The organism is Geodermatophilus sp. URMC 60 (assembly GCF_053502585.1).
In genome coordinates, this window is record NZ_CP199958.1 from 2,125,590 (window position 1) to 2,151,021 (window position 25,432).

29 protein-coding genes and 1 tRNA gene are annotated in these 25,432 nt (G+C 74.5%); 22 read left to right on the forward strand and 8 right to left on the reverse strand.

Features of this window, described 5'->3' with window-relative positions:
- Positions 1–16: 16 nt before the first annotated feature.
- From ACWIX3_RS10240 to serB, 8 genes are all read left to right on the forward strand, one after another.
- Complete coding sequence (locus ACWIX3_RS10240) at positions 17–982, forward strand: M23 family metallopeptidase (RefSeq protein WP_448611966.1); 966 nt, start codon at positions 17–19, stop codon at positions 980–982.
- 174 nt (positions 983–1,156) lie between these two features.
- The gene (locus ACWIX3_RS10245) at positions 1,157–2,083 is read left to right on the forward strand and encodes a cation diffusion facilitator family transporter (RefSeq protein ID WP_448611967.1); all 927 of its coding nucleotides are present in this window, start codon (positions 1,157–1,159) and stop codon (positions 2,081–2,083) included.
- 121 nt (positions 2,084–2,204) lie between these two features.
- Positions 2,205–3,164, forward strand: coding sequence for a cytochrome c oxidase assembly protein (locus ACWIX3_RS10250; RefSeq protein WP_448611968.1), 960 nt, complete (start codon positions 2,205–2,207; stop codon positions 3,162–3,164).
- 281 nt (positions 3,165–3,445) lie between these two features.
- Entirely contained in the window at positions 3,446–3,964 is a 519-nt protein-coding gene (locus ACWIX3_RS10255; RefSeq protein ID WP_448611969.1) for a metallophosphoesterase family protein, read from the forward strand.
- On the forward strand, positions 3,961–5,184 hold the full coding sequence (locus ACWIX3_RS10260) for an MFS transporter (RefSeq protein WP_448611970.1): 1,224 nt from the start codon (positions 3,961–3,963) through the stop codon (positions 5,182–5,184). Before ACWIX3_RS10255 ends, ACWIX3_RS10260 begins: the two co-directional genes overlap by 4 nt.
- Positions 5,181–6,044, forward strand: a complete 864-nt coding sequence (locus ACWIX3_RS10265; protein WP_448611971.1) for a putative RNA methyltransferase — start codon at positions 5,181–5,183, stop codon at positions 6,042–6,044. Before ACWIX3_RS10260 ends, ACWIX3_RS10265 begins: the two co-directional genes overlap by 4 nt.
- Before the next feature lie 115 nt (positions 6,045–6,159).
- On the forward strand, positions 6,160–7,917 hold the full coding sequence (ctaD, locus tag ACWIX3_RS10270) for an aa3-type cytochrome oxidase subunit I (RefSeq protein WP_448611972.1): 1,758 nt from the start codon (positions 6,160–6,162) through the stop codon (positions 7,915–7,917).
- Between the two features lie 128 nt (positions 7,918–8,045).
- A complete protein-coding gene (serB, locus tag ACWIX3_RS10275) occupies positions 8,046–9,323 on the forward strand; it encodes a phosphoserine phosphatase SerB (RefSeq protein WP_448611973.1) in 1,278 nt (425 codons plus the stop codon).
- A gap of 108 nt (positions 9,324–9,431) precedes the next feature.
- Here the strand turns inward: serB and ACWIX3_RS10280 are convergent, their stop codons facing one another.
- A complete protein-coding gene (locus ACWIX3_RS10280) occupies positions 9,432–10,004 on the reverse strand; it encodes an isochorismatase family protein (protein ID WP_448611974.1) in 573 nt (190 codons plus the stop codon).
- A gap of 11 nt (positions 10,005–10,015) precedes the next feature.
- A complete protein-coding gene (locus ACWIX3_RS10285; protein ID WP_448611975.1) occupies positions 10,016–11,299 on the reverse strand; it encodes a nicotinate phosphoribosyltransferase in 1,284 nt (427 codons plus the stop codon).
- A 64-nt stretch (positions 11,300–11,363) separates the two neighbouring features.
- Between ACWIX3_RS10285 and clpS the strand changes: the two genes are divergently transcribed.
- Both clpS and ACWIX3_RS10295 read left to right on the forward strand, forming a co-directional pair.
- Positions 11,364–11,660 carry an ATP-dependent Clp protease adapter ClpS gene (clpS, locus tag ACWIX3_RS10290; protein ID WP_448611976.1) on the forward strand — a complete coding sequence of 99 codons (297 nt, stop codon included), beginning with the start codon at positions 11,364–11,366 and terminating at the stop codon, positions 11,658–11,660.
- 73 nt (positions 11,661–11,733) lie between these two features.
- Positions 11,734–12,231 carry a DUF2017 family protein gene (locus tag ACWIX3_RS10295; protein ID WP_448611977.1) on the forward strand — a complete coding sequence of 166 codons (498 nt, stop codon included), beginning with the start codon at positions 11,734–11,736 and terminating at the stop codon, positions 12,229–12,231.
- Here the strand turns inward: ACWIX3_RS10295 and ACWIX3_RS10300 are convergent.
- Positions 12,170–12,526, reverse strand: a complete 357-nt coding sequence (locus tag ACWIX3_RS10300; RefSeq protein WP_448611978.1) for a hypothetical protein — start codon at positions 12,524–12,526, stop codon at positions 12,170–12,172. The genes ACWIX3_RS10295 and ACWIX3_RS10300 overlap by 62 nt on opposite strands.
- Positions 12,527–12,662: 136 nt before the next feature.
- Between ACWIX3_RS10300 and ACWIX3_RS10305 the strand changes: the two genes are divergently transcribed.
- The 6 genes from ACWIX3_RS10305 (at position 12,663) to ACWIX3_RS10330 (ending at position 16,863) form a co-directional block, all read left to right on the forward strand.
- Positions 12,663–13,136, forward strand: a complete 474-nt coding sequence (locus ACWIX3_RS10305; RefSeq protein WP_448611979.1) for a Mov34/MPN/PAD-1 family protein — start codon at positions 12,663–12,665, stop codon at positions 13,134–13,136.
- A 176-nt stretch (positions 13,137–13,312) separates the two neighbouring features.
- Complete coding sequence (locus ACWIX3_RS10310) at positions 13,313–13,591, forward strand: ubiquitin-like small modifier protein 1 (RefSeq protein WP_100500997.1); 279 nt, start codon at positions 13,313–13,315, stop codon at positions 13,589–13,591.
- 49 nt (positions 13,592–13,640) lie between these two features.
- Positions 13,641–14,591, forward strand: a complete 951-nt coding sequence (locus tag ACWIX3_RS10315; protein ID WP_448611980.1) for a PLP-dependent cysteine synthase family protein — start codon at positions 13,641–13,643, stop codon at positions 14,589–14,591.
- A 145-nt stretch (positions 14,592–14,736) separates the two neighbouring features.
- Positions 14,737–15,477, forward strand: a complete 741-nt coding sequence (locus ACWIX3_RS10320) for an MBL fold metallo-hydrolase (protein WP_448611981.1) — start codon at positions 14,737–14,739, stop codon at positions 15,475–15,477.
- Between the two features lie 112 nt (positions 15,478–15,589).
- On the forward strand, positions 15,590–16,546 hold the full coding sequence (locus ACWIX3_RS10325) for a DNA polymerase domain-containing protein (protein ID WP_448611982.1): 957 nt from the start codon (positions 15,590–15,592) through the stop codon (positions 16,544–16,546).
- Positions 16,547–16,686: 140 nt separating this feature from the next.
- Positions 16,687–16,863: a DUF4262 domain-containing protein gene (locus tag ACWIX3_RS10330; protein WP_448611983.1), complete on the forward strand. Its 177-nt coding sequence runs from the start codon at positions 16,687–16,689 to the stop codon at positions 16,861–16,863.
- A 7-nt stretch (positions 16,864–16,870) separates the two neighbouring features.
- On the opposite strand, the gene bcp is transcribed toward ACWIX3_RS10330, so the two are convergent.
- Positions 16,871–17,359, reverse strand: coding sequence for a thioredoxin-dependent thiol peroxidase (bcp, locus tag ACWIX3_RS10335; protein ID WP_448611984.1), 489 nt, complete (start codon positions 17,357–17,359; stop codon positions 16,871–16,873).
- A gap of 136 nt (positions 17,360–17,495) precedes the next feature.
- Complete coding sequence (locus ACWIX3_RS10340) at positions 17,496–17,900, reverse strand: YjbQ family protein (RefSeq protein WP_448611985.1); 405 nt, start codon at positions 17,898–17,900, stop codon at positions 17,496–17,498.
- Positions 17,901–18,061: 161 nt separating this feature from the next.
- Between ACWIX3_RS10340 and rph the strand changes: the two genes are divergently transcribed.
- From rph to ACWIX3_RS10355, 3 genes are all read left to right on the forward strand, one after another.
- On the forward strand, positions 18,062–18,814 hold the full coding sequence (gene rph / locus ACWIX3_RS10345) for a ribonuclease PH (RefSeq protein WP_448611986.1): 753 nt from the start codon (positions 18,062–18,064) through the stop codon (positions 18,812–18,814).
- A complete protein-coding gene (gene rdgB / locus ACWIX3_RS10350) occupies positions 18,811–19,422 on the forward strand; it encodes an RdgB/HAM1 family non-canonical purine NTP pyrophosphatase (protein ID WP_448611987.1) in 612 nt (203 codons plus the stop codon). Before rph ends, rdgB begins: the two co-directional genes overlap by 4 nt.
- A 113-nt stretch (positions 19,423–19,535) precedes the next feature.
- On the forward strand, positions 19,536–21,533 hold the full coding sequence (locus ACWIX3_RS10355; RefSeq protein WP_448611988.1) for a putative bifunctional diguanylate cyclase/phosphodiesterase: 1,998 nt from the start codon (positions 19,536–19,538) through the stop codon (positions 21,531–21,533).
- A 58-nt stretch (positions 21,534–21,591) separates the two neighbouring features.
- Here ACWIX3_RS10355 and ACWIX3_RS10360 read toward each other — a convergent pair whose 3' ends face one another.
- Entirely contained in the window at positions 21,592–22,467 is an 876-nt protein-coding gene (locus ACWIX3_RS10360) for a hypothetical protein (protein ID WP_448611989.1), read from the reverse strand.
- A 378-nt stretch (positions 22,468–22,845) separates the two neighbouring features.
- Between ACWIX3_RS10360 and ACWIX3_RS10365 the strand changes: the two genes are divergently transcribed.
- Positions 22,846–23,766 (forward strand): DUF6910 family protein, encoded by a 921-nt coding sequence (locus ACWIX3_RS10365; RefSeq protein WP_448611990.1) that lies wholly within the window; start codon positions 22,846–22,848, stop codon positions 23,764–23,766.
- Between the two features lie 4 nt (positions 23,767–23,770).
- On the opposite strand, the gene ACWIX3_RS10370 is transcribed toward ACWIX3_RS10365, so the two are convergent.
- Positions 23,771–23,851 (reverse strand) — tRNA-Leu (locus tag ACWIX3_RS10370).
- Between the two features lie 111 nt (positions 23,852–23,962).
- Between ACWIX3_RS10370 and ACWIX3_RS10375 the strand changes: the two genes are divergently transcribed.
- A complete protein-coding gene (locus ACWIX3_RS10375; protein WP_448611991.1) occupies positions 23,963–24,193 on the forward strand; it encodes a DUF3618 domain-containing protein in 231 nt (76 codons plus the stop codon).
- 79 nt (positions 24,194–24,272) lie between these two features.
- Entirely contained in the window at positions 24,273–24,692 is a 420-nt protein-coding gene (locus ACWIX3_RS10380; RefSeq protein ID WP_448611992.1) for a DUF427 domain-containing protein, read from the forward strand.
- A 1-nt stretch (position 24,693) separates the two neighbouring features.
- Here the strand turns inward: ACWIX3_RS10380 and ACWIX3_RS10385 are convergent, their stop codons facing one another.
- Entirely contained in the window at positions 24,694–25,320 is a 627-nt protein-coding gene (locus tag ACWIX3_RS10385; RefSeq protein ID WP_448611993.1) for a TetR/AcrR family transcriptional regulator, read from the reverse strand.
- Positions 25,321–25,432: the final 112 nt, after the last annotated feature.

Below are 25,432 nucleotides of genomic sequence, written 5' to 3' on the forward strand. Positions count from 1 at the left end.
TCCGGAAGCCAGGTGCATGAGCCAGCTCCACAACGACCGTCTCGTCGACGAGCACGAGGCGGCCCCATACCCCGTCCCGACGCAGCGCACCGGGGATGCGCGACCGTCGGACACCACTCCCGAGGAGCCGCGGCTCACCGAGGTCACCGACCTCGCCGGCCTCACCCAGCAGGCCGAGGCCACCGCCCGCGCCGGCATCGAGGGCGTCAGCCCGGCCTCCGCCGTCCCGGCCATGACCGACGGACGGCGGAGCCGCCGCAGCCGCGGGATCCCGGCGCCGGCCCGCCGTCCGGCCCGCTACCTCGCCGCGGCCCTCGTCGGGGCCGGTGGCCTCGGGCTGCTCCCGGTCGGCGACCGCGCCCAGACGGAGGGGACCGGCGTCGTCGAGAGCTCCTCGGTGGGTGTCGCCGAGGAGCTGGGGATCGACGTGGGGTCGCAGCCCGCGGTCCCCGAGGCCGACGCCGCCGCCCGGCTCGGTGAGCTGACCGCGAGCCGCACCGCGCGGGAGGCCGAGCAGGCCGCCGCCGCGCAGGCGCAGTCGCAGGCCGACCGGCTCGCTGCCGAGGCGATCGCGGAGGCGGCCCGCCCCGACGCGGTGCCGCCCGTCGACGGCGCCCGGTTGACCAGCGGCTTCGGGTCCCGGTGGGGCACGGCGCACGCCGGCATCGACCTCGCCGCCCCGATGCGCACGCCCGAGAAGGCCGCGATGGACGGCGTCGTGCTGGAGGCCGGCCCGGCCAGCGGCTACGGCCTCGCCGTGTACGTCCAGCACCAGAACGGCGACGTCACCGTGTACGGCCACATGGACGAGATCCTCGTGTCGGCCGGCCAGGTCGTCCGGGCCGGCGACACCATCGCGCTGCTCGGCAACCGCGGCCAGTCCACCGGCCCGCACCTGCACTTCGAGGTGCGCCTCGGCGGCCTCGGCGGCGAGAAGGTCGACCCGGTGCCCTACCTGCGGGAGCGCGGCGTCCCGCTCTGACGAAGGACCCCCTGCCCCCGCCACTCGCAGGAGAAGGACCCCGTCCTCCCCGACCCTCGCACGCTCGGGCCGGGACCCGGGACGGGGCCAGGGTCCCTGCGGGCAGCCGTTCCGGTCCGCCACCAGGGCGGTGCGGGACACTCGGACCGTGCGCGACGCGACGGCGGGGGAGCGGTGAGGGGGCACGGGCACGACCACGGTGCCCCGGCGGCGACCGCGTCGGCCGCGCACCGCCGCCGGCTGGCCGTCGTCCTCGGGCTCACCGTCGCGGTGGTGGTCGCGGAGATCGCCGGCGCAGTGGTCTCCGGGTCGCTGGCACTGCTCGCCGACGCCGCACACATGGCCACCGACGCGCTCGGCATCGGCCTGGCGCTCGGCGCGGTCTCCCTCGCCCAGCGCCCCGCCCGCGGACGACGGACCTTCGGCTGGCAGCGCGCGGAGATCCTCGCCGCCGTCGCCAACGGTCTGCTGCTGGTCACCGTCGCCGGCTACGTCGTCGTGGAGGCGGTCCGCCGCATCGGGGACCCGCCCGAGATCGACTCCGGCGTGGTGCTCGCCGTCGCCGCCGTGGGCCTGGCCGTCAACCTCGCCGGGCTGGCGCTGCTGCACTCCGGCCGCTCAGCGTCCCTCGCCGTCCGCGGCGCCCACCTCGAGGTGCTGGGCGACGCGCTGGGCTCGGTCGCCGTCCTCGTCGCCGCCGTCGTCGGCGCGACCACCGGCTGGACCCCGGCCGACACGGTGGCCTCCCTGCTGATCGCGGCGCTGGTGCTGCCGCGGGCCTGGTCGCTGCTGCGCGAGGCGGTCGACGTGCTGCTCGAGGCGGCCCCGCGCGGCGTGGACCTCGACGAGGTGCGCGCGCACGTCCTCGGGGTGGACGGCGTCGTCGGCGTCCACGACCTGCACGCCTGGACGATCACCTCCGGCCTGCCGGTGCTGTCCGCGCACGTCGTCGTCAGCGACGAGGCGCTGGCCGACGGCCACGGCGGGCGGGTGCTCGACGCCCTCTGCGCCTGCCTGGGCGACCACTTCGACGTCGAGCACTGCACCTTCCAGCTGGAGGCCGAGGCGCACGCCGGCCACGAGGCGCCGGTGCACGAGTAGAAGGACCCCCTCGCCCCCACGCCTCGCTCCGCTCGGCGCGGGGCCCTGCGAGGGGGCCGTTCCATCACGTCACCTGGTGGGACAGTGGGGGCGCAGGCGCACGGCAGGGCAGGAGGCAGCGGTGGACCACGGTCATCACTCGGGCATGTGGGTGCCCGTGGAGCCGCCGACCTGGGGGCGGATGTTCCTGCCGCACCTGGACGGCTGGTCGTGGCTGGCGGTGCTGGGCCTGGTCGGCCTCGTCGGGTACCTGGTCGCGGTCGTGGTGCTGCGCCGCACCGGCGTGGCCTGGCCGTGGTGGCGGACGGCGTCCTGGGCATCCGGCTGCGTCTCGCTGTTCGCGGTGACCGGCACCTGGTTCAACGGCTACAGCATGGTGCTGTTCAGCCTGCACATGGCCCAGCACATGGTGCTGTCGATGGTGGCGCCGATCCTGCTGCTGCTCGGCGCCCCCGTGACCCTGGCGCTGCGGACCCTGCCGCGCGGCAAGCGGCTGGCCGGCGTCCCACGGGCGCTGCTGCTCGACGCGCTGCACAGCCGGGTGGCCCGGGCGTTCTCGCACCCGGCGTTCACGCTGCCGCTGTTCCTGGCCAGCCTCTACGCCGTCTACTTCACGCCCCTGTTCGACGCGCTGATGGCCAACCCGGTCGGCCACCAGTTCATGCTGGCCCACTTCACGGTGACCGGGCTGCTGTTCTTCGGGCCGATCCTGGCCCAGGACCCCTGGCCCCGGACGGCGGGCCACGGCGGCCGCATGCTCGAGCTGCTCATCCCGATGCCGTTCCACGCCTTCTTCGGCGTCGCGATCCTGATGGCCGGCTCGCTGGTCGTGGAGACCTTCGCCAACCCGCCGGCGGGCTGGGGCGTCGACCCGCTCGCGGACCAGAAGACCGCCGGGAGCATCGCCTGGTCCTTCGGCGAGATCCCGACGGTCTTCGTCCTGGCGCTGGTGCTCTTCGCCTGGATGGGGTCGGAGCAGCGGAAGGCCCGCAGGCTCGAACGGGTCGCCGACCGCACCGGGGACGCCGAGCTCGTCGCCTACAACGAACGCCTCCGGGCCATGGCGGCGCGGGGCAGGTGAGGGCGGGCCGTCCTGGCCCACCGTCGCGGCTCCGGGCTCACCTCTGGTGGCCAACCCGGAACCGCGGTGATCAGCTCAGCTGATCACCGGGTCACCCGGCGTGGACCGGGGTGCCCTCGGCGGGACGTCGTCCCTGGTCGCCCGGATCAGCACCGCGGGGACCGGCGCGCCCCGGACGCGCGGGCCGGCGAGGGGTCCGTCCTGGAGGTCCTCGGGGGTGGTGCCGGAGCAGAGGCCACAGCGGGGCCCGGGGGGAGGTGGCCGCCTGCAACCATGTCCACGTGCCGGTATCGCTGGTGTTCACCGCGGACACGCACGTCCCGAAGCGGGCGCGCGACGTACCTCGTGCGTTGTGGGCCGCGATCGACGAGGCGGACGTCGTCGTGCACGCCGGCGACTGGGTGGACGTCGCGCTCCTGGACCGCTTCGAGGAACGCGCCCGCCGGCTGGTCGCCGTCCACGGCAACAACGACCACGGCGCGCTGCGCGAGCGGTTGCCCGAGGTGGCCCGCGCCGAGGTCGGCGGCATCCGGCTGGCCGTCGTCCACGAGACCGGCGACAGACGAGGCCGCGAGGCCCGCTGTGCCGCCCGCTTCCCCGACACCGACCTGCTGGTGTTCGGGCACAGCCACATCCCCTGGGACACGGTGACACCGAGCGCGGGCGCGCCATCCGGCCTGCGGCTGGTCAACCCCGGTTCGCCCACGGACCGGCGCCGGCAGCCGCACTGCACCTTCGTGACCGCGGTGGCCGACGACGGCGTGCTGCGCGACGTGACCTTCCACCCGGTGGGGAGGTGAGGGCGGCCGACGCCCGCTGGCGCCACCTCGGGATCAGCCTGGTCGGACTGGTCGCCGCGTGCGCGGTCCAGAACGGGCTGCCCTTCCTCACCGTGGCCCTGCGCGAGGAGGGGCTCCCGCTGGCCGCGATCGGCCTGCTGGTCAGCGCTCCCACGGCCGGCCTGGTGCTCAGCCTGCTGGCCTGGGGCGCGGCGGCCGACCGGTACGGCGAGCGGATCGTGCTCGGCGCCGGGCTCGGCGTCGCCGCGGCCGCCCTGACCGGCGCCGCGCTGGCCGGCACGCCGGTGGCGACCGGGCTGTGGCTGCTGCTCGCGGGTGCGGGCAGCGCCTCGGTGCACGCGGCCAGCGGGCGGCTGGTGCTGGGCTGGTTCCCGGCCGAGCAGCGCGGCCTGGCCATGGGGGTGCGCCAGGCGGGGCAGCCGATCGGCGTCGGGGTGGCCGCGTTCGCGCTGCCGCGGCTGGCCGAGAACGGCCCGGGGACGGCGTTCGCCGCGCTCGCCGCCGGGTGCGCGGTCGCCGCCGTCCTCGTCGGGGCGCTGGTGCGCGACCCGGCGCGGCCCGAACGGTCCCCGGGCGCGCCCCGGGCGGCCTCGCCCTACCGCTCGCCGGTGCTGTGGCGGGTGCACGCGGCCAGCACGCTGCTCGTCGTCCCGCAGTTCGTGGTCGCGGCCTTCAGCTTCGACTTCCTGGTGCGGGAGGCCGGGTGGTCGACCGCCGGGGCCGGCACGCTGCTGGCGGTCACCCAGTTCGGCGGGGCGGCCGCGCGGCTCGGTGCGGGCGCGTGGTCGGACCGCGCGGGCAGCCGGGTGGGCCCGTTGCGGCTGGTCGCGGTCGCGGTGGCCGCCGTCGTCGGAGCGCTGGCCGTCGTCGCCGTCCTCACCCCGGACGTGCTCGCCCCGGCCGCCGTCGCCGCGGCCGTCGTCCTCTCCGCGATCGTCACGGTGAGCCCCAACGGGATCGCCTTCACCTCGGTGGCCGAGCAGGCCGGCAGCGCCTGGGCCGGACGGGCGCTCGGCGCGCACAACACCGTGCAGAACCTCTCCGCCTCCCTGACCGTGCCCCTGGCCGCGCTGCTCGTCGACAGCGGGCCCGGCTACCCGGCGGCGTTCGCGGCCGGCGCCGTGGCGGCGGCCCTGGCGGTCGGCGTCGTGCCGGGCCGGGCGGTCGAGGCGTCCTCCCGCGGGGCGCCGCGGGCCGCCGACCCCGCTGCGAGCCGGTGAGTCCGCGCCGCCCGTGGCCCGCCGGGGCGGTCGAGCTGCTCGCCTGCCCGGTCTGCGCGGCGCCCCTGGCCGCGCGGGACGAGGCCGGGCTGGTCTGCCCGGCCGGGCACTCCTTCGACCGGGCCCGGCAGGGGCACGTCACGCTGCTGCCGCCCGGGCACGTGCCGCCGTCCGGCGACTCCGCGGCGATGGTCGCCGACCGGGTCGCCTTCCTCGCCTCCGGCCACTACGCCGGCGTGACGCGCGCGCTGGCCGACGCCGTCGTCGCGGGGGACGACGCCCCGCCCGGCAGCCTGCTCGACGTCGGCGGCGGAACCGGTCAGCACCTGGCCGGCGTCCTCGACCGGCTGCCCGGCGCGGTCGGGGTGGTCCTCGACTCCTCCCGGTACGCCGCCCGCCGCGCGGCCGGTGTCCACCCGCGGGCCCTGGCGGTGGTGGGCGACGCCTGGGCCAGGCTGCCGGTCCGCGACGCCGCCCTCGACCGGGTGCTGGTCGTCTTCGCTCCGCGCAACGGTCCGGAGACCGCGCGGGTGCTGCGGCCGGGTGGCCGGCTGGTCGTCGTCACCCCGGCTGCCGACCACCTCGCCGAGCTCGTCGGCCCGCTCGGGCTGCTGCGGGTCGACCCGGACAAGGCCCGCCGGCTGTCGGCCACCCTCGAGCCGCACCTGCGCCCGGTCGCCGCGACCGGGCACTGCGAGCGGCTGGAGCTGGACCGGGCGACGGTGACGACGCTGGTCGGCATGGGGCCGCACGCCCGCCACCTGAGCCCCGAGGCGCTGACCGCGGCGGTGGCGGGGCTGCCCGACCGGACGCCGGTCACCGTGTCGGTCGACGTCACGACCTGGACCCGGAACGGCTGACCGGAGCCCGCCAGGTCACGATTCGGACAAGGGACCGGCACAGCCGAGCGGCGGGGACCGGCGCGCCTCAGGCGTCGGCAGGAAGGGCGTCGCGGGAACCGTCTAAGCTGCGGCCGTGACGATCGCACCGGCGCCGATCGTGAGCCGGCCGAGCCCGGTTCACCAGGCGGAGAAGGGCTCGCGGCTCTCGAACCTGCTGCGGACCACCGACCACAAGACCATCGGCCTGATGTACCTGGCCACCTCCTTCGTCTGGTTCGCCGTCGGCGGGCTGATGGCGTTGCTGATGCGCGGGGAGCTGGCTCGGCCGGGGCTGCAGTTCCTGTCGCCGGAGCAGTACAACCAGCTGGTCACCATGCACGGCACGGTGATGCTGCTGTTCTTCGCGACGCCGCTGTTCTTCGCGTTCTCGAACCTGATCATGCCGCTGCAGATCGGCGCACCCGACGTCGCCTTCCCGCGGCTGAACTCCTTCTCCTACTGGCTGTTCCTCTTCGGCTCCACCCTCGCGGTGTCGGGCTTCTTCACGCCGGGTGGTGCGGCCGACTTCGGCTGGTACGCCTACACCCCGCTGTCCGACGCGACCAACAGCCCCGGCGCCGGCGCCGACCTGTGGATCGCCGGCCTGGCGGTGTCCGGCCTGGGCACGATCCTCGGTGCGGTCAACTTCATCACCACGATCGCCTGCCTGCGGGCGCCGGGCATGACGCTGTTCCGGATGCCGATCTTCACCTGGAACACCCTGGTCACCAGCCTGCTGGTGCTCTTCGCCTTCCCGATCCTCACCGCCGCCCTGTTCGGCCTCCTGGCCGACCGGCAGCTGGGTGCCCTGGTGTACTCGGAGGAGAACGGTGGGCCGATGCTGTGGCAGCACCTGTTCTGGTTCTTCGGGCACCCCGAGGTCTACATCATCGCGCTGCCGTTCTTCGGGATCATCACCGAGGTCATCCCGGTGTTCAGCCGCAAGCCGCTGTTCGGCTACAAGGGCATGGTCCTCGCGACCCTCGCCATCGGTGGTCTCTCGCTGACGGTGTGGGCGCACCACATGTACGCGACCGGTGCGGTGCTGCTGCCGTTCTTCGCGTTCCTGACCTACCTGATCGCCGTGCCGACCGGCATCAAGTTCTTCAACTGGATCGGCACCATGTGGCGCGGCCAGCTGACCTTCGAGACGCCGATGTTGTTCTCGATCGGCTTCCTGGTCACCTTCCTCCTGGGTGGCTTGACCGGCGTCCTGCTGGCCAGCCCGCCGCTGGACTGGCACCTGAACGACAGCTACTTCGTCGTGGCCCACTTCCACTACGTGGTCTTCGGGACCGTCGTGTTCGCCGCCTACGCCGGCGTCTACTACTGGTTCCCGAAGCTGTGCGGCCGGATGATGGACGAGCGGCTGGGCAAGCTGCACTTCTGGCTGACCTTCATCGGCTTCCACGGCACGTTCCTGGTGCAGCACTGGCTCGGCGGCGAGGGCATGCCGCGCCGGTACGCCAACTACCTGGTCAGCGACCAGTTCACCACGCTGAACACGGTGTCGACGATCTTCTCCTTCATCCTCGGCGCCTCGACGATCCCGTTCTTCTACAACGTGGCGAAGTCGTGGCGGTACGGCCGGCTGGCGCTGCGGGACGACCCCTGGGGCCACGGCAACTCGCTGGAGTGGGCGACGTCGTCCCCGCCGCCGCGGCACAACTTCACCGAGATCCCGAAGATCCGCTCCGAGCGGCCGGCGTTCGAGGCGCACTACCCGCACCTCCTGGAGCGCCTGCAGCGCGAGGCGCACGCGGGCAAGCGGCACGAGCCCTACGCCGGTGTCAGCGAGCTCGGTGGCACCGCCGGTCCCCGGCAGGGGCCGAACGACCCCGACCCCACGTAGTCGACGCTCCACCCCGCCACGCCCCGTCGGCCTCGGCCGGCGGGGCGTCGCCGCGTCCGGGGGCGGCTCGGCCGCCCGCCTCCGACCGGTGGCAGGTCGCCCGACGGCGGTGCGGGAGGATGACCGCCGTGCCGCTCGACCCCGCCCCCCGCACGTCGCCGACCGCCGTCTCCACCCCGCGGGCGCTGCTGACCGTCTCCGGAGGCGACCGGCGAGGGGTCACCGCGCGGCTGTTCGCCGCCCTGGCCGCGCCCGCAGGGGAGCACCCGCCGGTCGAGGTGGTCGACGTCGAGCAGGTCGTCGTCCACGGGCAGCTGGTGCTCGGCGTCGTGGTCGGGGCGCTGCCCGCGGAGGGCGGGCCCGTGGAGGAGAGCCGGTTCCTCGCCGCGCTCGAACGGCTGGCCGCCGACGTCGCGGAGGCGACCGGCCTGCGGGTCCAGGTGGAGTCGGCCGCCGATGCCGGGCTCGACGCCGCCCCCGAGGGCCGCCCGCACCACGTCATCCTGCTCGGCCGCCCGGTGCCTCCGGAGGCCGTGGCCGGCGCCGCATCGGCCATCGCCGGCATCGGCGGCAACATCGAGGCGATCCGCCGGCTGTCGGACTACCCGGTGACCAGCTTCGAGCTGACCGTCTCCGGTGCCGAGGCCACCGAGCTGCGCACCGCGCTGGCCGCGGTCGCCTCCACGACGGGCGCCGACATCGCCGTGGAGCAGGTCGGCCTGGCCCGCCGCAGCAAGCGGCTCATCGTGCTCGACGTCGACTCCACGCTCGTCCGCGGCGAGGTCATCGACGAGCTCGCCGCGCGGGCCGGGCGAGCGGCAGAGGTCGCCCGGATCACCGCCGCCGCGATGAACGGGGAGCTGGACTTCGCCCAGTCGCTGCGGGCGCGCGTGGCCGCGCTCGAGGGGCTGCCCGTCGAGGTGCTCGACGAGGTCCGCGAGGCCCTGGTCCTCACGCCGGGCGCGCGCACGCTGATCCGCACGCTCAAGCGGCTCGGCTTCCGCTGCGGCATCGTCAGCGGCGGCTTCACCCAGATCACCGATCCGCTGGCCGAGCAGCTCGGGCTGGACTTCGCCGCCGCGAACACCCTCGAGGTCGCCGACGGGCGGCTCACCGGGGGGCTGGTGGGGGAGATCGTCGACCGCGCCGGCAAGGCCCGCGCGCTCGCCCGCTTCGCCGACGAGTACGACATCCCGCTGGACCAGACCGTGGCCGTCGGCGACGGCGCCAACGACCTCGACATGCTGAACGCCGCCGGGCTGGGCATCGCCTTCAACGCCAAGCCCTACGTGCGGGAGCAGGCACACACAGCGCTCAACCAGCCCTACCTCGACGCCGTGCTGCAGGTCCTCGGCTTCACGCGCGACGAGGTCCTCGACGCGCTGCCCACGTCATCCCCTGGATGAGACCGCGGGCAGGTGCCGTCCCCGGGCAGCCCGTCCCGTCGGCGCGACCGCGGGGAGGTGCTGCCCGGGCGGTCGACCGGGCCTGAGTCGGCCGGAGTCGTCCGTGGGTCAGGCTCGGTGGACGGTGCCCTCCAGCTGGACGCCGGCCGTGCGCAGCCGCTCCAGCGCAGCATCGGTGGTCGCCTCGCTGACGCCCGCGGTGAGCGGCAGCAGCACCCGGGTCGCGAAGCCCTCGGCGACGGCGTCCAGCGCGGTCGCCCGCACGCAGTGGTCGGTGGCGATGCCGACGACGTCCACGGCGTCCACCCCGTGTGCCCGCAGCCAGTCGGCCAGGGGGACGCCGTCCGAGCGCCCCTCGAAGCCGGAGTAGGCGGCGGCGTGCTCGCCCTTGTCGAACACCGCCTCGATGGGCTTCCGCTCCAGTCGAGGGTGCAGCTCGACGCCGTCCGTGCCCACCACGCAGTGCGCCGGCCAGGTGTCCACGTAGTCCGGCTGCTCGGCGAAGTGGCCGCCGGGGTCGACGTGGTGGTCGCGGGTGGCCACCACGTGCGCGTAGTCGGCGGCGTGCGCGCGGACGTGCGCACTGATCGCGGCCGCGACGTCCGCGCCACCGGCGACGGCGAGGCTGCCGCCCTCGCAGAAGTCGTTCTGCACGTCCACGACCACCAGGGCGCGGGTCATCGCCGTCCTCCTCAAGCCGTCACGGTCTCGATGGCGCAGTCCCCGCGGGACAGCGCGAACGCCTCCGCCGGCATCGCCGCACGCGCCTGCTGGTGGTGCGCGCGGGCGGCGGTCAGCGCCTCCCGCGGCGCGGCCGGCACGCAGAGCTCCCCGCCGCGGACCAGCTCCACGATCAGCGACCGGTCACCCTCCCGGGCGAGCACCGGCTCGCTGGTCACCACCTCGGCCGTCGCCGTCCCGGAGCCGTCGTGCCGGCGGACGGCGTACTTGCGGCCACCGACGGAGTTCTTGCCCTCCGAGCGCTTGGCCACCGGGACGCCGTCCCGCTCGACCAGCTTGTAGACCATCCCGGCGGTCGGCGCGCCGGAGCCGGTGACCAGCGACGTGCCGACGCCGTAGCCGTCGACCGGCGCGGCCATCAGCCCGGAGATGGCGAACTCGTCGAGGTCGCTGGTCACGATGATCCGCGTGCCGGTCGCGCCCAGGGAGTCGAGCAGCTCGCGGGCGTGCGTGGCCAGCGTGGGGAGGTCCCCGGAGTCCAACCGGATCGCGCCGAGCCCGGGGCCGGCCACCTCGATCGCCGTCCGGATGCCCTGGTCGACGTCGTAGGTGTCGACGAGCAGCGTGGTGCCGACCCCCAGGGCGGCGACCTGGGCGCGGAAGGCGGCGGCCTCGTCGTCGTGCAGCAGGGTGAAGGCGTGCGCGCTGGTGCCCGTCGTCGGCACCCCGTAGCGGCGACCGGCCTCGAGGTTGGAGGTCGAGGCGAAGCCCACCAGGTGGGCGGCCCGGGCGGAGGCGACGGCGGCCTCCTCGTGCGTCCGCCGGGAGCCCATCTCGATGCACGGGCGTTCGCAGGCCGCGGCCACCATCCGTGCCGCTGCCGACGCGATCGCGCTGTCGTGGTTGAGCACCGAGAGCACCAGAGTCTCCAGCAGCACCCCCTCCGCGAACGGCGCCCGGACCGTGAGCACGGGGGAGCCGGGGAAGAACAGCTCACCCTCGGCGTAGCCGTCGACGTCCCCGCTGAACCGGAAGCCGTCGAGCCAGTCCAGCAGCCGCGGGTCGGTGAGCCCCTGTTCCTGCAGGGCGGCGAGGTCCTGGTCGGTGAACCGGAACGAGGGCAGCGCCTCCAGCAGCCGGCCGGTGCCGGCGACCACGCCGTAACGACGGCCGTGCGGCAACCGCCGGGCGAAGACCTCGAAGACGCAGTCGCGCTCGGCGGTGCCGTCGGCCAGGGCCGCGGCGACCATGGTGAGCTCGTACCGGTCGGTGAGCAGGGCGGGACCCGTCGGCATGGCTGAGGAGCCTAGGCGGGGCCGACGTGGCTCACCGCCCGAGCGGGTCTCCTAGAGTGGAGCCGTGGCCGGACCACTCGCGCCGACACGGACGCCGGAGGAGACCGTCGAGGAGCACGGCGACCTCGACCGCCCCTGGGTCACCATCGTCTGGAACGACCCGGTCAACCTCATGACGTACGTGACCTACGTGTTGCAGGAGCTGTTCGGCTACGACGAGCCGACGGCGACCACGCTGATGCTGCAGGTGCACGAGGAGGGCAGGGCGATCGTGAGTTCCGGGCCGCGGGAACGGATGGAGCACGACACCAGCCGGCTGCACGCCTACGGCCTGTGGGCCAGCTACCAGCGCGACACGTGAGCGAGCTCGCGATCCCACCGATGGGCCCAGCCGGCCGGCGAACGCGTCCCACGAGCGCCGACGAGGAGGTCGCGTGAAGCCGTTCCGCCGCAGGGGGGACGAGCTGGTGGCGCGGCTCGATCCGGCCGAGGCCCGCGTCGTCGCGCTGCTGCTCGACCAGCTCGAGCAGCTGCTCACCGCCGAGGCCGAGGACGTCGCCGGCGACCCGGTGATCGCCCGGCTGCTGCCCCCGGGGCACCGCAGCGATCCGGAGCTGGCCGCCGACTACCGCGAGCTGACCGAGTCCACGCTGCGCGCGGGCAAGGCCGACGACCTGGCCATGGTCCGCGCCAGCCTGCCACCGGACGGCGGGACCGTCCGGCTGGACCCCGAGCAGGCGACCGCGTGGCTGCGCACCAGCAACGACCTGCGCCTCGCGCTGGGCACCCGGCTCGACGTGCAGGAGGACACCGAGCCGCCGGAGGACCTCGCCAGCGAGGACGGGCAGCAGCTGGCCGTCTACTACTGGCTCACCGGGCTGCAGGGGTCGCTCGTCGACGCACTCGCCGCCGGTCGCGCCGGCCGAAGGTGAGCACGACCAGCGCCGCGAGCAGCAGGTCGAGCACGAAGAACACCGACACCAGGCCGGGCATCTCCAGGTCCCGCACGATCGCCCCGACGGCGCACACCAGGACGACGAGCGAGAGCACCGAGACCAGCAGCAGGGCGAGCAGCTGGATGGCGACGACCAGCACGAGCGCCACCCGGTCGGTGCCGACGGCACGGCCGTAGTGCCTGCTGCGGCGGCGCAGCCCCTGGGCGCCGCGCACCAGCGCGGGCACGGCGACGGCCAGCACACCGGCGACCATGAGCAGCTCGAGGACCACGAACGGGCACCGTATCGGGCGGCCCCCTGCAGCGGCCCACGCCGGCCCCGTCCCGAGGCCCGCCCCGGGCGTGCGAGTGGTGAGGAGGACGGGGTCCTTCCCGGTGCGGTGCAGGGGTCCTCCTAGACTGAGGGGCGTGCTGCGCATCGACCGCGCGACCTACGACGCCATCGTGGCCCACGCCCGGGAGGACCACCCGGACGAGGCCTGTGGCGTCGTCGCCGGCCCGGAGGGCAGCGACCGCCCGGAGCGCTTCATCCCGATGCTCAACGCCGCGCGGTCGCCCACGTTCTACGAGTTCGACTCCGGTGACCTGCTGCGGCTGTACCGGGAGATGGACGACCGGGGCGAGGAACCGGTGGTCGTCTACCACTCGCACACCGCCACCGAGGCGTACCCGTCGCGGACCGACATCAGCTACGCCTCGGAGCCGAACGCGCACTACGTCCTGGTCTCCACCCGTCACCACGGCGACCAGACCGGCCTGTCCGGCGACGAGGTCGAGTTCCGCAGCTTCCGCATCGTCGACGGCGTCGTCACCGAGGAGGACGTCGAGGTCGTCGAGTCCTACCTGTTCGGCCACTCGCCGACCACCGTCGTCTACGACTGAGAGAGGACCCTCCTGCCCCCGCCGCTCGCGAGCTCGCGGCGGGACCCTGCAGGAGGGCCACCGGGGACCACTTCCCGGAATGCCCCACGTCGAGCGGGCGTTGCCCGTCGGAGACGCACGTCCCGCTGCGCGGTCGCGCAGCAGCACACCCGAGTCCCGAGGAGAACAGACACGCCATGGCCATCGAGGTCCGGATCCCGACCATCCTGCGCACCCACACCGGCGGCAACAAGACCGTCGAGGGCAACGGGGACACCCTGGCCGCGCTCGTCGACGACCTCGACGCCAAGCACCCGGGGCTGAAGAACCGCCTCGTCACCGAGGAGGGCAAGCTGCACCGCTTCGTGAACGTGTACGTCAACGACGAGGACGTCCGTTTCACCGGTGCGCTGGACACCCAGGTGAAGGACGGCGACTCGGTCACCATCCTCCCGGCGGTCGCCGGCGGCTGCTGAGCGCCCGACGCTCGCAGCACCCCCGTCCGTCTCCCCGGAAGAGCTCCCCATGGCCCGCTTCGCCTCCCTCGTCGACTCGCTCGGCAACACCCCGCTCGTGGGGCTGCCGAGCCTGTCGCCGACCCCCGACGTCCGGCTGTGGGCCAAGCTGGAGGACCACAACCCCACCGGGTCGATCAAGGACCGGGCCGCCATCTCGATGATCGAGGCGGCGGAGAAGGAGGGGAAGCTCAAGCCGGGCGACACCATCCTCGAGCCCACCAGCGGGAACACCGGGATCTCGCTGGCCATGGTGGCCCGGCAGCGGGGCTACCGGCTGATCTGCGTCATGCCGGAGAACACCTCGGTCGAGCGGCGCCAGCTGCTGGAGATGTACGGCGCGCAGATCATCAGCTCCCCGGCGGCCGGCGGCTCCAACCAGGCCGTCGCCGTCGCCAAGGGGCTGGCCGCCGAGCACGACGACTGGGTGATGCTCTACCAGTACGGCAACCCGGCCAACGCCGAGGCGCACTACACCGGCACCGGTCCGGAAATCCTGGCCGACCTGCCCTCGATCACCCACTTCGTCGCGGGGCTGGGTACCACCGGCACGCTGATGGGCGTCTCCCGCTACCTGCGCGAGAAGAAGCCCGACGTGCGGGTCATCGCAGCCGAGCCGCGTTACGGCGAGCTGGTCTACGGGCTGCGCAACATCGACGAGGGGTTCGTCCCCGAGCTCTACGACCCGGCGCTGCTGGACTCCCGGTTCAGCGTCGGCCCGCAGGACGCCGTCCGCCGCACCCGGCAGCTCGTCGAGCAGGAGGGCATCTTCGCCGGGATCTCGACCGGCGCGATCCTGCACGCGGCGCTGGGGATCGCCGACAAGGAGGTCGCGGCCGGCCGGAGGGCCGACATCGTCTTCATCGTCTGCGACGGCGGCTGGAAGTACCTGTCCACCGGCGCCTACGCGGGCACGCTGGAGGAGGCGACCTCCGCGCTGGAGGGCCAGCTCTGGGCGTGAGCGAGCTCGCGAGCTCACGGGTGGGCCGCGCAGCCTGGGCGGACGTCTCCGGCGGGCGCCGGCGAGGAGTGGGCGTGAGCCCGGTCTCCCGGACCCTGCGGTTAGCCTGACCTGCGTCGTTGTCGTCGCAGCAGGGGGCGGTCGAGTGAGGCTCACGGTGGTCGGCTGCTCGGGCAGCGGCCCGGGGCCGGCGTCCCCGGCGTCGTGCTACCTGGTGGAGCACGACGGCTTCCGCGTGCTGCTCGACCTGGGCAACGGATCCTTCGGCGCCCTGCAGGCGCTCGCCGACCCCGACACCGTCGACGCGGTCTACCTCTCCCACCTGCACGCCGACCACTGCCTGGACATCGCGCCGTTCGTCGTCTGGCACCGCTACTCCGGGCGGGCCACCAAGCCGCTGGTGCCGCTGTTCGCCCCGGTCGGCGCCGAACGCCGGCTGGCCCTGGCCTACGACCCGGACGGCGACGGTCTCACCGACGTCTTCGACTTCGTCCTGGTGGGCGCCGGGCGGCTCGAGCTGGGGCCGTTCGCCGCGGAGCTGGTCCGCACCGCGCACCCGGTCGAGTGCTACGCCATCCGGCTCACCGCCGGGGGCCGGTCGCTGGTCTACACCGGCGACACGGGTGCCAGCGCCGCCGTCGTCGAGCTGGCCCGCGGCGCCGACGTCCTGCTGGCCGAGGCCGCGCACCCCGACGTCCCCGGGCTGCCGCGGGACCTGCACCTCACCGGCCGGGAGGCCGGCGAGCACGCCGCCGCGGCCGGCGTCGGCCGGTTGCTGCTCACCCACGTGCCCGCCTGGGTGGACGCCGCCGGTCAGCTCGCGGACGCTCGGGCGGTCTTCCCGGCCGCCGAGCTGGTCGCGCCGGGCGTCAGCTACGACATCTGAGGAAGGACCCCGTCCTCCCCACCCCTCGCGACTTCAGGGCGATGCCCTGGACGGAGCCGCTCCCGGGTCACCTCCGCTTGCTCCGCTGCCGGCCGGCGGGCACGGTGGGCCGGTGGTCGACGACGAACGGGACGGCGTCCGGCTGACCAGCCTCGACGCCCCGCTGGGCGACGGGCTGGAGGTCACCAAGGGCGAGCTGGTCGACCACCTGGACGCGTTCGCCGACCGGCTGGTGCCGCAGCTGGCCGGCCGGCCGCTGTCGGTGAAGCGCGTGCGGCCGGGCCAGGAGCCGTTCATGCAGCGCAACGTCCCCAAGGGCGCCCCGGACTGGGTGCGCACCGTCCCGGTCTGGTCGTACGGCGCGCACCGCGAGGTGCACCAGGTGCTCTGCGACGACCGCCGCACGCTGCTGTGGCTGGCCAACCAGCGGGCGGTCGAGTTCCACGTCCCCTTCTTCCGCGCCGGTGAGGAGACCGAGCCGACCGGCATCGTGCTCGACCTCGACCCGCCCGAGGGCGCCGACTTCACCGTGGTGGTGCAGGCCGCCGAGCTGGTGCGTCGCGCGCTCGCCGATCGCGGGCTGGCCGGGGCGGTGAAGACCAGCGGGTCCAAGGGCGTGCACGTCGTCGTCCCGGTGCGGGGGGTCGGGCCCGAGGACGCCGCCGCCGCGACCCGCGCGCTGGCCGCCCGCGCCGCCGCGCTCGACCCGGACCTGGCCACCACCGCCTACATCCGCGAGGACCGGCACGGCCGGGTGTTCCTCGACTCCACCCGCTCGGGCTCCTCGACGATCGTGGCCGCCTACAGCCCGCGCATCCGACCGGGGCTGCCGGTGTCGGCCCCGGTGGCGTGGGAGGACCTGCCCTCGGTGCGCCCCGGGAACGTGACGGTCCGGACGGCACCCGAACAGCTGGGGGACGGCGACCCGTGGACGGCGCTGCTGCCCGACCGGCAGGAGCTGCCCGCCGACCTGGTCGCCGAGGGCCACACCATCCCGGTCGCCCGCGTGCAGGCCATGCACGAGGGCCGCCGCCGCGCCCGAGCCCGGCGGGCGGAGGCGGAGGACTGACGGTCCGCGGCTCCCTCCACAGCGGCCGCGCCGTCCACAGCCCGCCGGCAGGGCGGCCCTCCACCCGGGCACCCTCCGCGCATGCCGCTCGCCCGCAGACGACGGCCTGGCTCGACCAGGAGGACGCGCACCTCGCCCGGGTGATCCGCCGGCACCGCTGGGGGGTGCAGTACGTCGGCTCCGGCGAGGAGGACGACGAGCCCTGCTTCGGCTACACCATCGGCCTGTTCGGGCTCGGCCACCCCGAGCTGCTGCTCGTCGGGCTGAGCGCGGACACCACCCACGGCCAGCCGCGCCCCGGCACCTGGCGGGCCTGAACCGTGCTCACTCCAGGCCGAGGTCGCGGCGCAGCTTGGCGACGTGCCCGGTCGCCTTGACGTTGTAGGCGGCCTTCTCGATGCGGCCCTCGGCGTCGACGACGAAGGTCGACCGGATCACGCCGACGACCTCCTTGCCGTACAGCTTCTTGGTCCCGTACGCGCCGTAGGCGGCGAGCACCTGCTTCTCCGGGTCGGAGAGGAGGGTGATCTGCAGCCCCTCCTCCTCGCGGAAGCGCAGCAGCTTCTCGGTCGGGTCGGGGGAGATGCCGATGATGTCCAGGCCGGCCTCGGCGAGGTCGCCCGCCGCGGCGGTGAAGTCGACGGCCTGCGTGGTGCAGCCCGGAGTCAAGGCCGCGGGGTAGCAGTAGACGATCACCCGGCGGCCGCGGTAGCCGGCGAGCGACACCGGGTTGCCCTCGGCGTCGGGCAGCGTGAACTCCGGCGCCGGGTCACCGGGGGCCAGGCGGACGGGGGCGACGTCGGTATCGGTCACGCCCGTCATCCTGCCGTGCCGAGGGCGCGGGGATCCACGGGGCGCACCCGACGGGGTCGGCCGGGCATGACCCCGGCCGGCTGCCGCGCCCCGGTCCGCTCCTCGCTCGTCCCTCGCTGCGCTGCTCCCGGGGCTGTCAGCCGGTGACGAACGACAGCCGGACGTGCCGCTGCGGGTTGTCGGTGTTCGTGTCGACCAGGCAGATCCGCTGCCAGGTGCCCAGCTGCATCCGGCCCTCCAGCACCGGGACGCTCGCGTGCGGCGGGACGAACGCCGGCAGGACGTGGTCGCGGCCGTGTCCCTTGCTGCCGTGCCGGTGACGCCAGCGCTCGTCCCGGGGGAGGAGGACGTCGAGCTGGGCCAGCAGGTCGTCGTCGCTGCCGGAGCCGGTCTCGATGATCGCCACGCCCGCGGTCGCGTGCGGCACGAACACGTGCAGGAGGCCGTCGCCCTCGGCGCGCACGAACTCCGCGCACTCGTCGGTGAGGTCGACCACCGTGGGCACGCCACCGGTCCGGACCGTCCGCAGCTCAGATCGCATGGCGCGATTACACCGCGACCCTCCGGGTCGCACCGCGACCAGGAGCCGTCCCCGGCTGAGCTGAGCCGCTGCCGGCGTCCCGGGCGGGAGACCCTGCAGGCCCGCGCCGGTCCACCCCGCGGCACGACCGGCCCCGCGAGGGCGCACTACTGTCGGCGTACGTGACCGCAGCAGCCGCGAGACCGCGCCCCGACGGCCGGGCGGCCGACCAGCTCCGTCCCGTGAGGATCAGCCGCAACTGGCTCGACCACGCCGAGGGCTCGGTGCTCGTCGAGTTCGGCCGCACCCGTGTGCTCTGCGCGGCCAGCGTCACCGAGGGGGTGCCGCGCTGGCGCAAGGGCTCGGGCCTGGGCTGGGTCACCGCCGAGTACGCGATGCTCCCGCGGGCCACGCACACCCGCGGTGACCGCGAGTCGGTCAAGGGCCGCATCGGCGGGCGCACCCACGAGATCAGCCGGCTCATCGGTCGCTCGCTGCGCGCCGCGATCGACCTGGGCGCGCTCGGCGAGAACAGCGTCGCCATCGACTGCGACGTCCTGCAGGCAGACGGTGGCACCCGGACCGCGGCCATCACCGGTGCCTACGTCGCCCTGGCCGATGCGGTCTTGTGGCTCGGTGAGCGGAAGAAGCTGGCCAGGAAGAACGCGATCGTGCAGTCGGTCGCGGCGGTCAGCGTCGGCGTCGTCGACGGTCAGCCGCGGCTGGACCTGGCCTACGAGGAGGACGTCCGCGCGGGCACCGACATGAACGTCGTCTGCACCGGCGACGGCAGCTTCGTCGAGGTCCAGGGCACCGCGGAGAACGGCGTCTTCGACCGCGCCACACTCGATGCGCTGCTCGACCTGGCGGTCGGTGGTTGCGCCGAGCTGACCCGCATCCAGACCGACGCGCTGCAGCGGGCCGGCGTCCGATGAGCGACCGGCTGCTCCTGGCCACCCGCAACCCCGGCAAGCTCGCCGAGCTGCAGCGGCTGCTGGAGAGCGCCGTCCCCGGGGTCGCCGTGGTCGGCCTGCGCGACGTCCCGGAGTACCCGGAGGCGCCGGAGACCGGCGCGACGTTCGCGGAGAACGCGCTGCTCAAGGCCCGTGAGGCCGTTCGGTACACCGGGCTGCCGGCGGTCGCCGACGACTCGGGCCTGACGGTGGACGCGCTCAACGGGATGCCCGGCGTCCTGTCGGCGCGCTGGTCGGGTCGGCACGGGGACGACGCGGCGAACACCGCGCTGCTGCTCGGGCAGTTGGCCGACGTCCCTGACGAGCGTCGCGGCGGGGCGTTCGTGTGCGCGGCCGCGGTCGTCACGCCGGACGGTGCCGAGCGGGTGCTCGAGCGGTCCTGGCGCGGCCAGGTGGTCCGCGAGCCGCGGGGTTCCAACGGCTTCGGCTACGACCCGGTGTTCCTGCCGGACGGGCTGGAGCGCACCGCGGCGGAGCTGACGGCGGCCGAGAAGGACGCGCGCAGCCACCGCGGCCAGGCCTTCGCCGCGCTGGTCCCGCTGGTCGCGGAGCTGCTCGGCCGGTCCTGACCGCGCTCACCCGTTCGGGGGACGAGCGCGGCTGTCGCGTACACCCGTCCCTCGCGGCACCCGATCCCGGTCCTGTCACCCGCACTCGGCGGGTGCGGCGACGACGAGGGACCATGCCCCCCAGCTCCTGGCTCACCCGCACCGGCTCCCGCGGCCTGCCCACGCCCCGGGCACGGCGCGGCGGGCGGCTGCGGCTGTCGACCCACGCCGCCACCGCCGGCCTCGTCGCCGTCCTGCTGGTGCTCACCGCCTTCTCGGTGACCGCCGCGGTGGCCAACGCCTGGGCTGCGGCGGAGGCGCAGGAGAGCGCCGCGGTGTCGGAGTGGTCCGGGGAGGCCGAGCGCGGCCTCATGCTGCAGGAGTCGCTGGTGGACCAGCTCGCGCTGGACCCGGACGCCGAACTGCTCGCCGAGTACGAGGAGACCAGCGCGGCCATCCGCACGGCGATCGAGCAGATGGGTGCCCTCGCGGCGGGGGACGAGGAACACCGGGTCGACGAGTGGTTGCAGCTGCACGCCCGCTACGAGACCGCGGTCGACCAGCTCCTGGACGCCACCGCTCGGAACCCGGCCATCGCCGAGCAGTTCGAGGAGATGTACCTCGACCCGCCCTTCGATCGGCTCGAGGACCAGATCCGGGCCGCGGCCGAGCAGCACTGGGAGGACGCCGGGGAGTCGATGGCCTTCATGGGCACCGTGCAGCAGGTGCTGCTGGTCGCCACGCCGGTGCTGTTCGGCGTCGGGCTGGCCCTCGTCGCCTGGTTCACCCTGGTGCTCACCCGCAGCCGGCGCGAGACCGTCGCGCAGGCCGAGCGGAACCGGCAGCAGGCGCTGCACGACGCGCTGACCGGCCTGCCCAACCGCACCCTGCTGCGCCAGCGTGCCGACGCCGCGCTGGCCGGCCCCGGCGCCGGCGCGGTCGGGCTGATGCTCATCGACCTGGACCGGTTCAAGGAGATCAACGACACCCTCGGCCACGCCTACGGCGACGTCGTCCTGCAGGCGGTGGCCGACCGGCTGCAGGCCACGGTCCGCGGCAGCGACACGGTGGCCCGGCTCGGCGGCGACGAGTTCGCCATCCTGCTGGCCAGTGTCGAGGACGAGGAGTCCGCGCGGCAGCTGGCCGGCCGGGCGCTGATCGCGATGGAGGCGCCCATCGAGGTGGAGGGCGTCTCGCTCGACGTGGACGCCAGCATCGGCATCGCGCTGTCCGGTGCCCACGGGAACGGCGTCGAGTCGCTGCTGCAGAACGCCGACATCGCGATGTACTCCGCCAAGGACCGCGGTCTGGGCGTGTGCGTCTACGACGTCTCGCTCAACGACCACAGCCCCGAGCGGCTGGGTCTGCTCGGCCAGCTCCGCCGGGCGATCGACAACGGCGAACTGGTCCTGCACTTCCAGCCCAAGGTCGCGCTGCCCGGTGCGGACGTGTGCGGTGTCGAGGCGCTGGTGCGCTGGCAGCACCCGCAGCGCGGTCTGATCCCGCCGGGTGACTTCATCCCGCTCGCCGAGCACACGCCGCTCATCCGGCCGCTGACCCGGTTCGTGGTGAACGCCGCGCTCGAGCAGTGCGCCCGGTGGCGGGACGCCGGCCGGATGCTCACCGTGGCGGTCAACATCTCCGCGCGCAACCTGCTGGACGAGCACTTCGTCGAGGAGGTGCAGGAGCTGCTGGCGCACTGGCAGGTGCCGGCGTCCTGCCTGGAGCTCGAGGTCACCGAGAGCGCGATCATGGCCGACCCGGACCGGGCCCGGCGGATCCTCACCCGGCTGGCCGGCTGCGGCGTCACCCTCTCCATCGACGACTTCGGCGCGGGCTACACCTCGCTGGCCCAGCTGAAGGACCTGCCGGTGCACCAGCTGAAGATCGACCGCTCGTTCGTCGCGCCCATGGCGGCCGACCCGAGCAACGCGCTCATCGTGCGGTCGGTCGTCGAGCTCGGGCACAACCTGGGGCTGACCACCGTCGCCGAGGGCGTCGAGGACGCGGCGACCTGCGACAGCCTGGGTGCGATGGGCTGCGACGTGGCCCAGGGCTACTACGTGTGCCGCCCGATGGCGGCCGATCAGCTGGAGGCCTGGTTCGACGCGACGGTCGCCGTCCGCACCTGAACACACGGACGCCCGCGACCCCGGTGCGCACCGGGGCCGCGGGCGTCTCCGCGTCGCGTCAGGAGGTCGGCTCGGCCTCGGCGGCCGGCGGCGCGTCGTCCTGGGACGACGGGTCCTGCGAGGTGCCGTTCTCCGACGAGTCCTGCGAGCTGCCGTCGTCCGACGAGCCCGTCGGCTCGCTGTCGGTGGTGGGCTCGGCCTGCGAGGACCGGGTCGGCCTCGCCGACCCGGTCTCGTCGCCGTCGGACTCCTCGGCCTCGTCCTCGTCCGACGTCGAGCGCTCGCCGGCACCGGTGGTCGGCGAGCTGGTCCCGGTGGCCGGCGCGGTCGTGGTGGGGGACGACGGCGACGACGGGTCCTCGTCCTGCTGCTGCTCGGAGGACGACGACGCGTTGGTGAGTGCGCTGAGCGTCGTCGTCCGGGACGTCTCGGTGCCGCCGACGAGCGCCGACACCGGCTGCTGCCCGATGAGCTCGATGCCGGTGACGACGCCCATGGCCATGACGAACACGGCGGCGGCGTAGACGGCCACCCTGGTCCACCGGGGCCGGGTCCGCCGGGCCGGAGCGCGACGCGGGTCGAGGTGGGCGGGCAGGACCTGGGTCGCGGGAGGCGCAGGTGCGGCCGGCGCGACCCTGGTCTGCTCGACCGGCGCCTGGCGGCCGGTGACCTGGCCGCGGGCGCGGCGCAGCTTCTCGTTCGTCTTTTGCAGGGAGTTGCTGTAGAGGGCGGCGCTGACGGTGCTGATCACGCTGGCCAGCGCGGCGCCGATCAGGGTGCCGGCGAGGCCGAAGAAGGAGGCCACCACAGCCGAGGACACCGCGGCCAGGGCACCGGCGGTCACCTGCGTGGCACTCAGCTGGACGCCCTGCTGCTTGTCCTTGTCCTCGATCTGCTCGGTTCGGTCAGTCGTCTCGGGGCGCGGGGAGGTCATGAGCTCCGACGGGGGTCGTTGACGTGCAGGGAAGGAGCGGCCTGGCCGGGCAGCACTGCGCGACGGGCCTGTCCGACCAGGCTACGGGCTCCTGTCGCTGGGCGTCCAAGGTCGCTCACGCTCAGCAAGCCGCTGAACTGCACGGATGCGCGGCTGTGATTCCGCTCTCGGAACGACGCGCCCTCACGCGGTGCGCTGGCCCGGGAACGGTGGTGGATCGTCGTCCCGCGGCGACGGCGCCCGGTCGGCCACCGTCGCGCCGAGGCCGGACCCGCTCCCGAACACGTCCCGTGCCGGGCGGGGTACGCCAGCTCCGCGCGGCCGACCAGGACGAACGGCACGGTCGCGGGCAACAGCTCGCGGAGGCACAGTGGCGGTGTGCTCATCTCGGTGGACGGCGTCCGTGCGCTGCACTTCGACGACGGGACGCCGGTCACCGCGGCCTCCGCCGTCGCGCCGCTCGGCGAGGGTTGGCTGATCGCCCAGGACGACTCGACGTCCGGCGCGTGGTGGCGGTCCGGCTCGGTCGGCCCGGTCCGTCTCGTGCCGCCCGTGGAGGGGCACGACCGGTTCAGCGAGGCGGCCGGGACCAAGCGCCTCAAGCCCGACCTCGAGGTGGCCTGCCCCGCGGAGGTGGACGGCGAGGCGGCGGTCCTCCTGCTGGGCTCCGGTTCCACGGACCGGCGCATGCGCGGCGTGCTGGTGCGCCTGGACGACGGGCAGCCGGTCGCACGGGCGGGGGAGCTCGCGCCGCTCTACGCGGAGGTGGCGCGGTGCCTGGGGCTCACGGCGGACCAGCTCAACCTGGAGGGGGCCGCCCGGTGCGGCGGCACCGTGCGCTGGTTCAACCGCGGAAACCTGGCGGCGGGGGTGCGCACGGGCAGCGTCGACGTCCCGCTGGCCGGTCTGGTCGACGCCGTCCTCGGCCGGGTGGGCGCCGCGTCGGTCCCGGTCGACCGGCCGCGGTTCCACGAGCTCGGCGAGGTGGCCGGCGTCGGGCTCGCGGTCACCGACGCGATCGCGCTACCCGACGGACGGATGTTGCTCAGTGCCGCTGCGGAGGACTCGCCCAACGCCGTCAACGACGGGCCCGTGGTGGCCTCGGCCCTGGTGCTGGTCGACGGGGACGCCGTGCTGGACGTCAGCCGGATGCCCGAGGTGGACGGGCGCGTGGCCAAGGTGGAGGGGCTGGCCCTGCGCGCCGTCCGCGACGGTGCGGCGCACCTGCTGGCCGTGGTGGACGACGACGACCCCAGCCGGCCGTCCACGGCGCTGGAGCTCCGGGTCGCACTCGGCTGAGTCGTGCGGGAGGGGGGAGTCGAACCCCCACGCCCGAAGGCACCAGATCCTAAGTCTGGCGTGGCTGCCGTTACACCACTCCCGCGTGACCCCCGAGCATAGGGAGCGCGGCGACCGGGTTCCGCGAGCCGCCCGTGCGGGTGGCCTCCGGTCGACGAACGCGCCCCGGACGGCGCCGTCTGGCAGGCTGTCGGCCGTGCCTCGCGACCCTCGACAGATCCAGCTGGAGATCGACGCCGCCCGTGAGTCGCTCGCGGCGACCCTGGACCAGCTGGTCCACCGGAGCAGCCCCCAGCGACTGAAGTCGAAGGGGCAGGCCGCCGTCCAGCAGTTCCTGCAGACGCCGGCCGGCATTGCCGCCGTCGGGGCGCTGGGTCTGCTGGTCACCCTGGTCATGGTCCAGAAGGTCCGGCACCGCAACGACTGACGTGCGGCACCCACGCCCCCACCCGGCCGGCCCGGGTCAGGAGTCGGTCTGGGACTACCCGCGCCCGCCCTCGGCCGAGGTGACCGGGCGTCGGGTCGTGGTCGAGCTCGGCGGCCGGGTGGTCGCGAGTACCGACCGCGCGGTGCGCGTCTGCGAGACCAGCCACCCGCCGGTGTACTACGTCCCGCGGGAGGACGTCGCCGAGGGCGTCCTGCAGCGCGCGGCCGGCAGCTCGTGGTGCGAGTGGAAGGGGGCGGCGACCTACTGGGACGCCGTCGTCGACGGGCGGCGGTACCCGGGCGTGGCCTGGTCCTACGAGGACCCGGTGGAGCGCTACGCCCACCTGCGCGGTGCGGTCGCCTTCTACCCGAGCCGGGTGGACCGCGCCCTGGTCGACGGCGAGACCGTGCGCGCGCAGGCCGGCGACTTCTACGGCGGCTGGATCACCGACGAGGTCGTCGGCCCCTTCAAGGGCGAGCCGGGAACGCTCGGCTGGTGAGTCAGCCGGCCGCCGGGCGCGCGTTGCGCAGCAGCGGCAGGACGACGGTCTCGAACACCTCGTCGACGTAGGCGCTGTCCAGCGGCTCGCCGGTCAGCAGCCAGCGCTGGACCAGCAACGCGCTGATGGCCTCCGCCGTCACCGAACGGTCCATGCCGGCGTGCACCTCGCCGCGCTCCTCGGCCCGGGCCCACATCGCGGAGAACGCACCGCGCCAGACGGCCAGCGGGCCGTTGCGGAAGGCCTCGACCAGGGCCGGCTGGTACTGCATCGCCGGCAGCAGCGAGCGGATCGCCGCACCCGCCGGGCTCTGCACGGTCGTGACGACCAGGTCCATGAGCGCCCGCACGTCGGTCTCCACCGACCCGGTGTCCGGCGGGACCGCGATCGCCCGGTTGATGTCGGACAGGGTGTCCACCACGAGGTCGTGCTTGGTGCGCCAGCGGCGGTAGATGGTCGCCTTGCCGACCCCGGCCTCGGCGGCCACCGCGTCCATCGTCAGCGCGCCGTACCCGACCTCGGCCAGGAGGCGCAGGATGGCCGCCCGGATCACGCCGTCCCGGCTCGGGTCACGGGGGCGTCCACCGCGCGAGGAGCGCACCGGCCCGGCTTCCTGCACAACCACCATGAGTTGACCTTAGACATTCAAGTGAGCGGCGACGACGGTTCGGGGCTGCGCCACGACACTCCCCGTTGCTCCCACGCCATCATGGCCGACAGCGCGCCTGTCGACCGCGCTG

Excerpts from the sequence above, each read along its gene's own strand:
- ACWIX3_RS10240 (WP_448611966.1), top strand. The coding sequence starts at position 17 with ATGAGCCAGCTCCACAACGACCGTCTCGTCGACGAGCACGAGGCGGCC.
- ACWIX3_RS10280 (WP_448611974.1), bottom strand. The coding sequence starts at position 10,004 with ATGACCCGCGCCCTGGTGGTCGTGGACGTGCAGAACGACTTCTGCGAG.
- ACWIX3_RS10285 (WP_448611975.1), bottom strand. The coding sequence starts at position 11,299 with ATGCCGACGGGTCCCGCCCTGCTCACCGACCGGTACGAGCTCACCATG.
- ACWIX3_RS10310 (WP_100500997.1), top strand. The coding sequence starts at position 13,313 with ATGGCCATCGAGGTCCGGATCCCGACCATCCTGCGCACCCACACCGGC.
- ACWIX3_RS10315 (WP_448611980.1), top strand. The coding sequence starts at position 13,641 with ATGGCCCGCTTCGCCTCCCTCGTCGACTCGCTCGGCAACACCCCGCTC.
- ACWIX3_RS10340 (WP_448611985.1), bottom strand. The coding sequence starts at position 17,900 with ATGCGATCTGAGCTGCGGACGGTCCGGACCGGTGGCGTGCCCACGGTG.
- rdgB (WP_448611987.1), top strand. The coding sequence starts at position 18,811 with ATGAGCGACCGGCTGCTCCTGGCCACCCGCAACCCCGGCAAGCTCGCC.
- ACWIX3_RS10355 (WP_448611988.1), top strand. The coding sequence starts at position 19,536 with ATGCCCCCCAGCTCCTGGCTCACCCGCACCGGCTCCCGCGGCCTGCCC.
- ACWIX3_RS10360 (WP_448611989.1), bottom strand. The coding sequence starts at position 22,467 with ATGACCTCCCCGCGCCCCGAGACGACTGACCGAACCGAGCAGATCGAG.
- ACWIX3_RS10385 (WP_448611993.1), bottom strand. The coding sequence starts at position 25,320 with ATGGTGGTTGTGCAGGAAGCCGGGCCGGTGCGCTCCTCGCGCGGTGGA.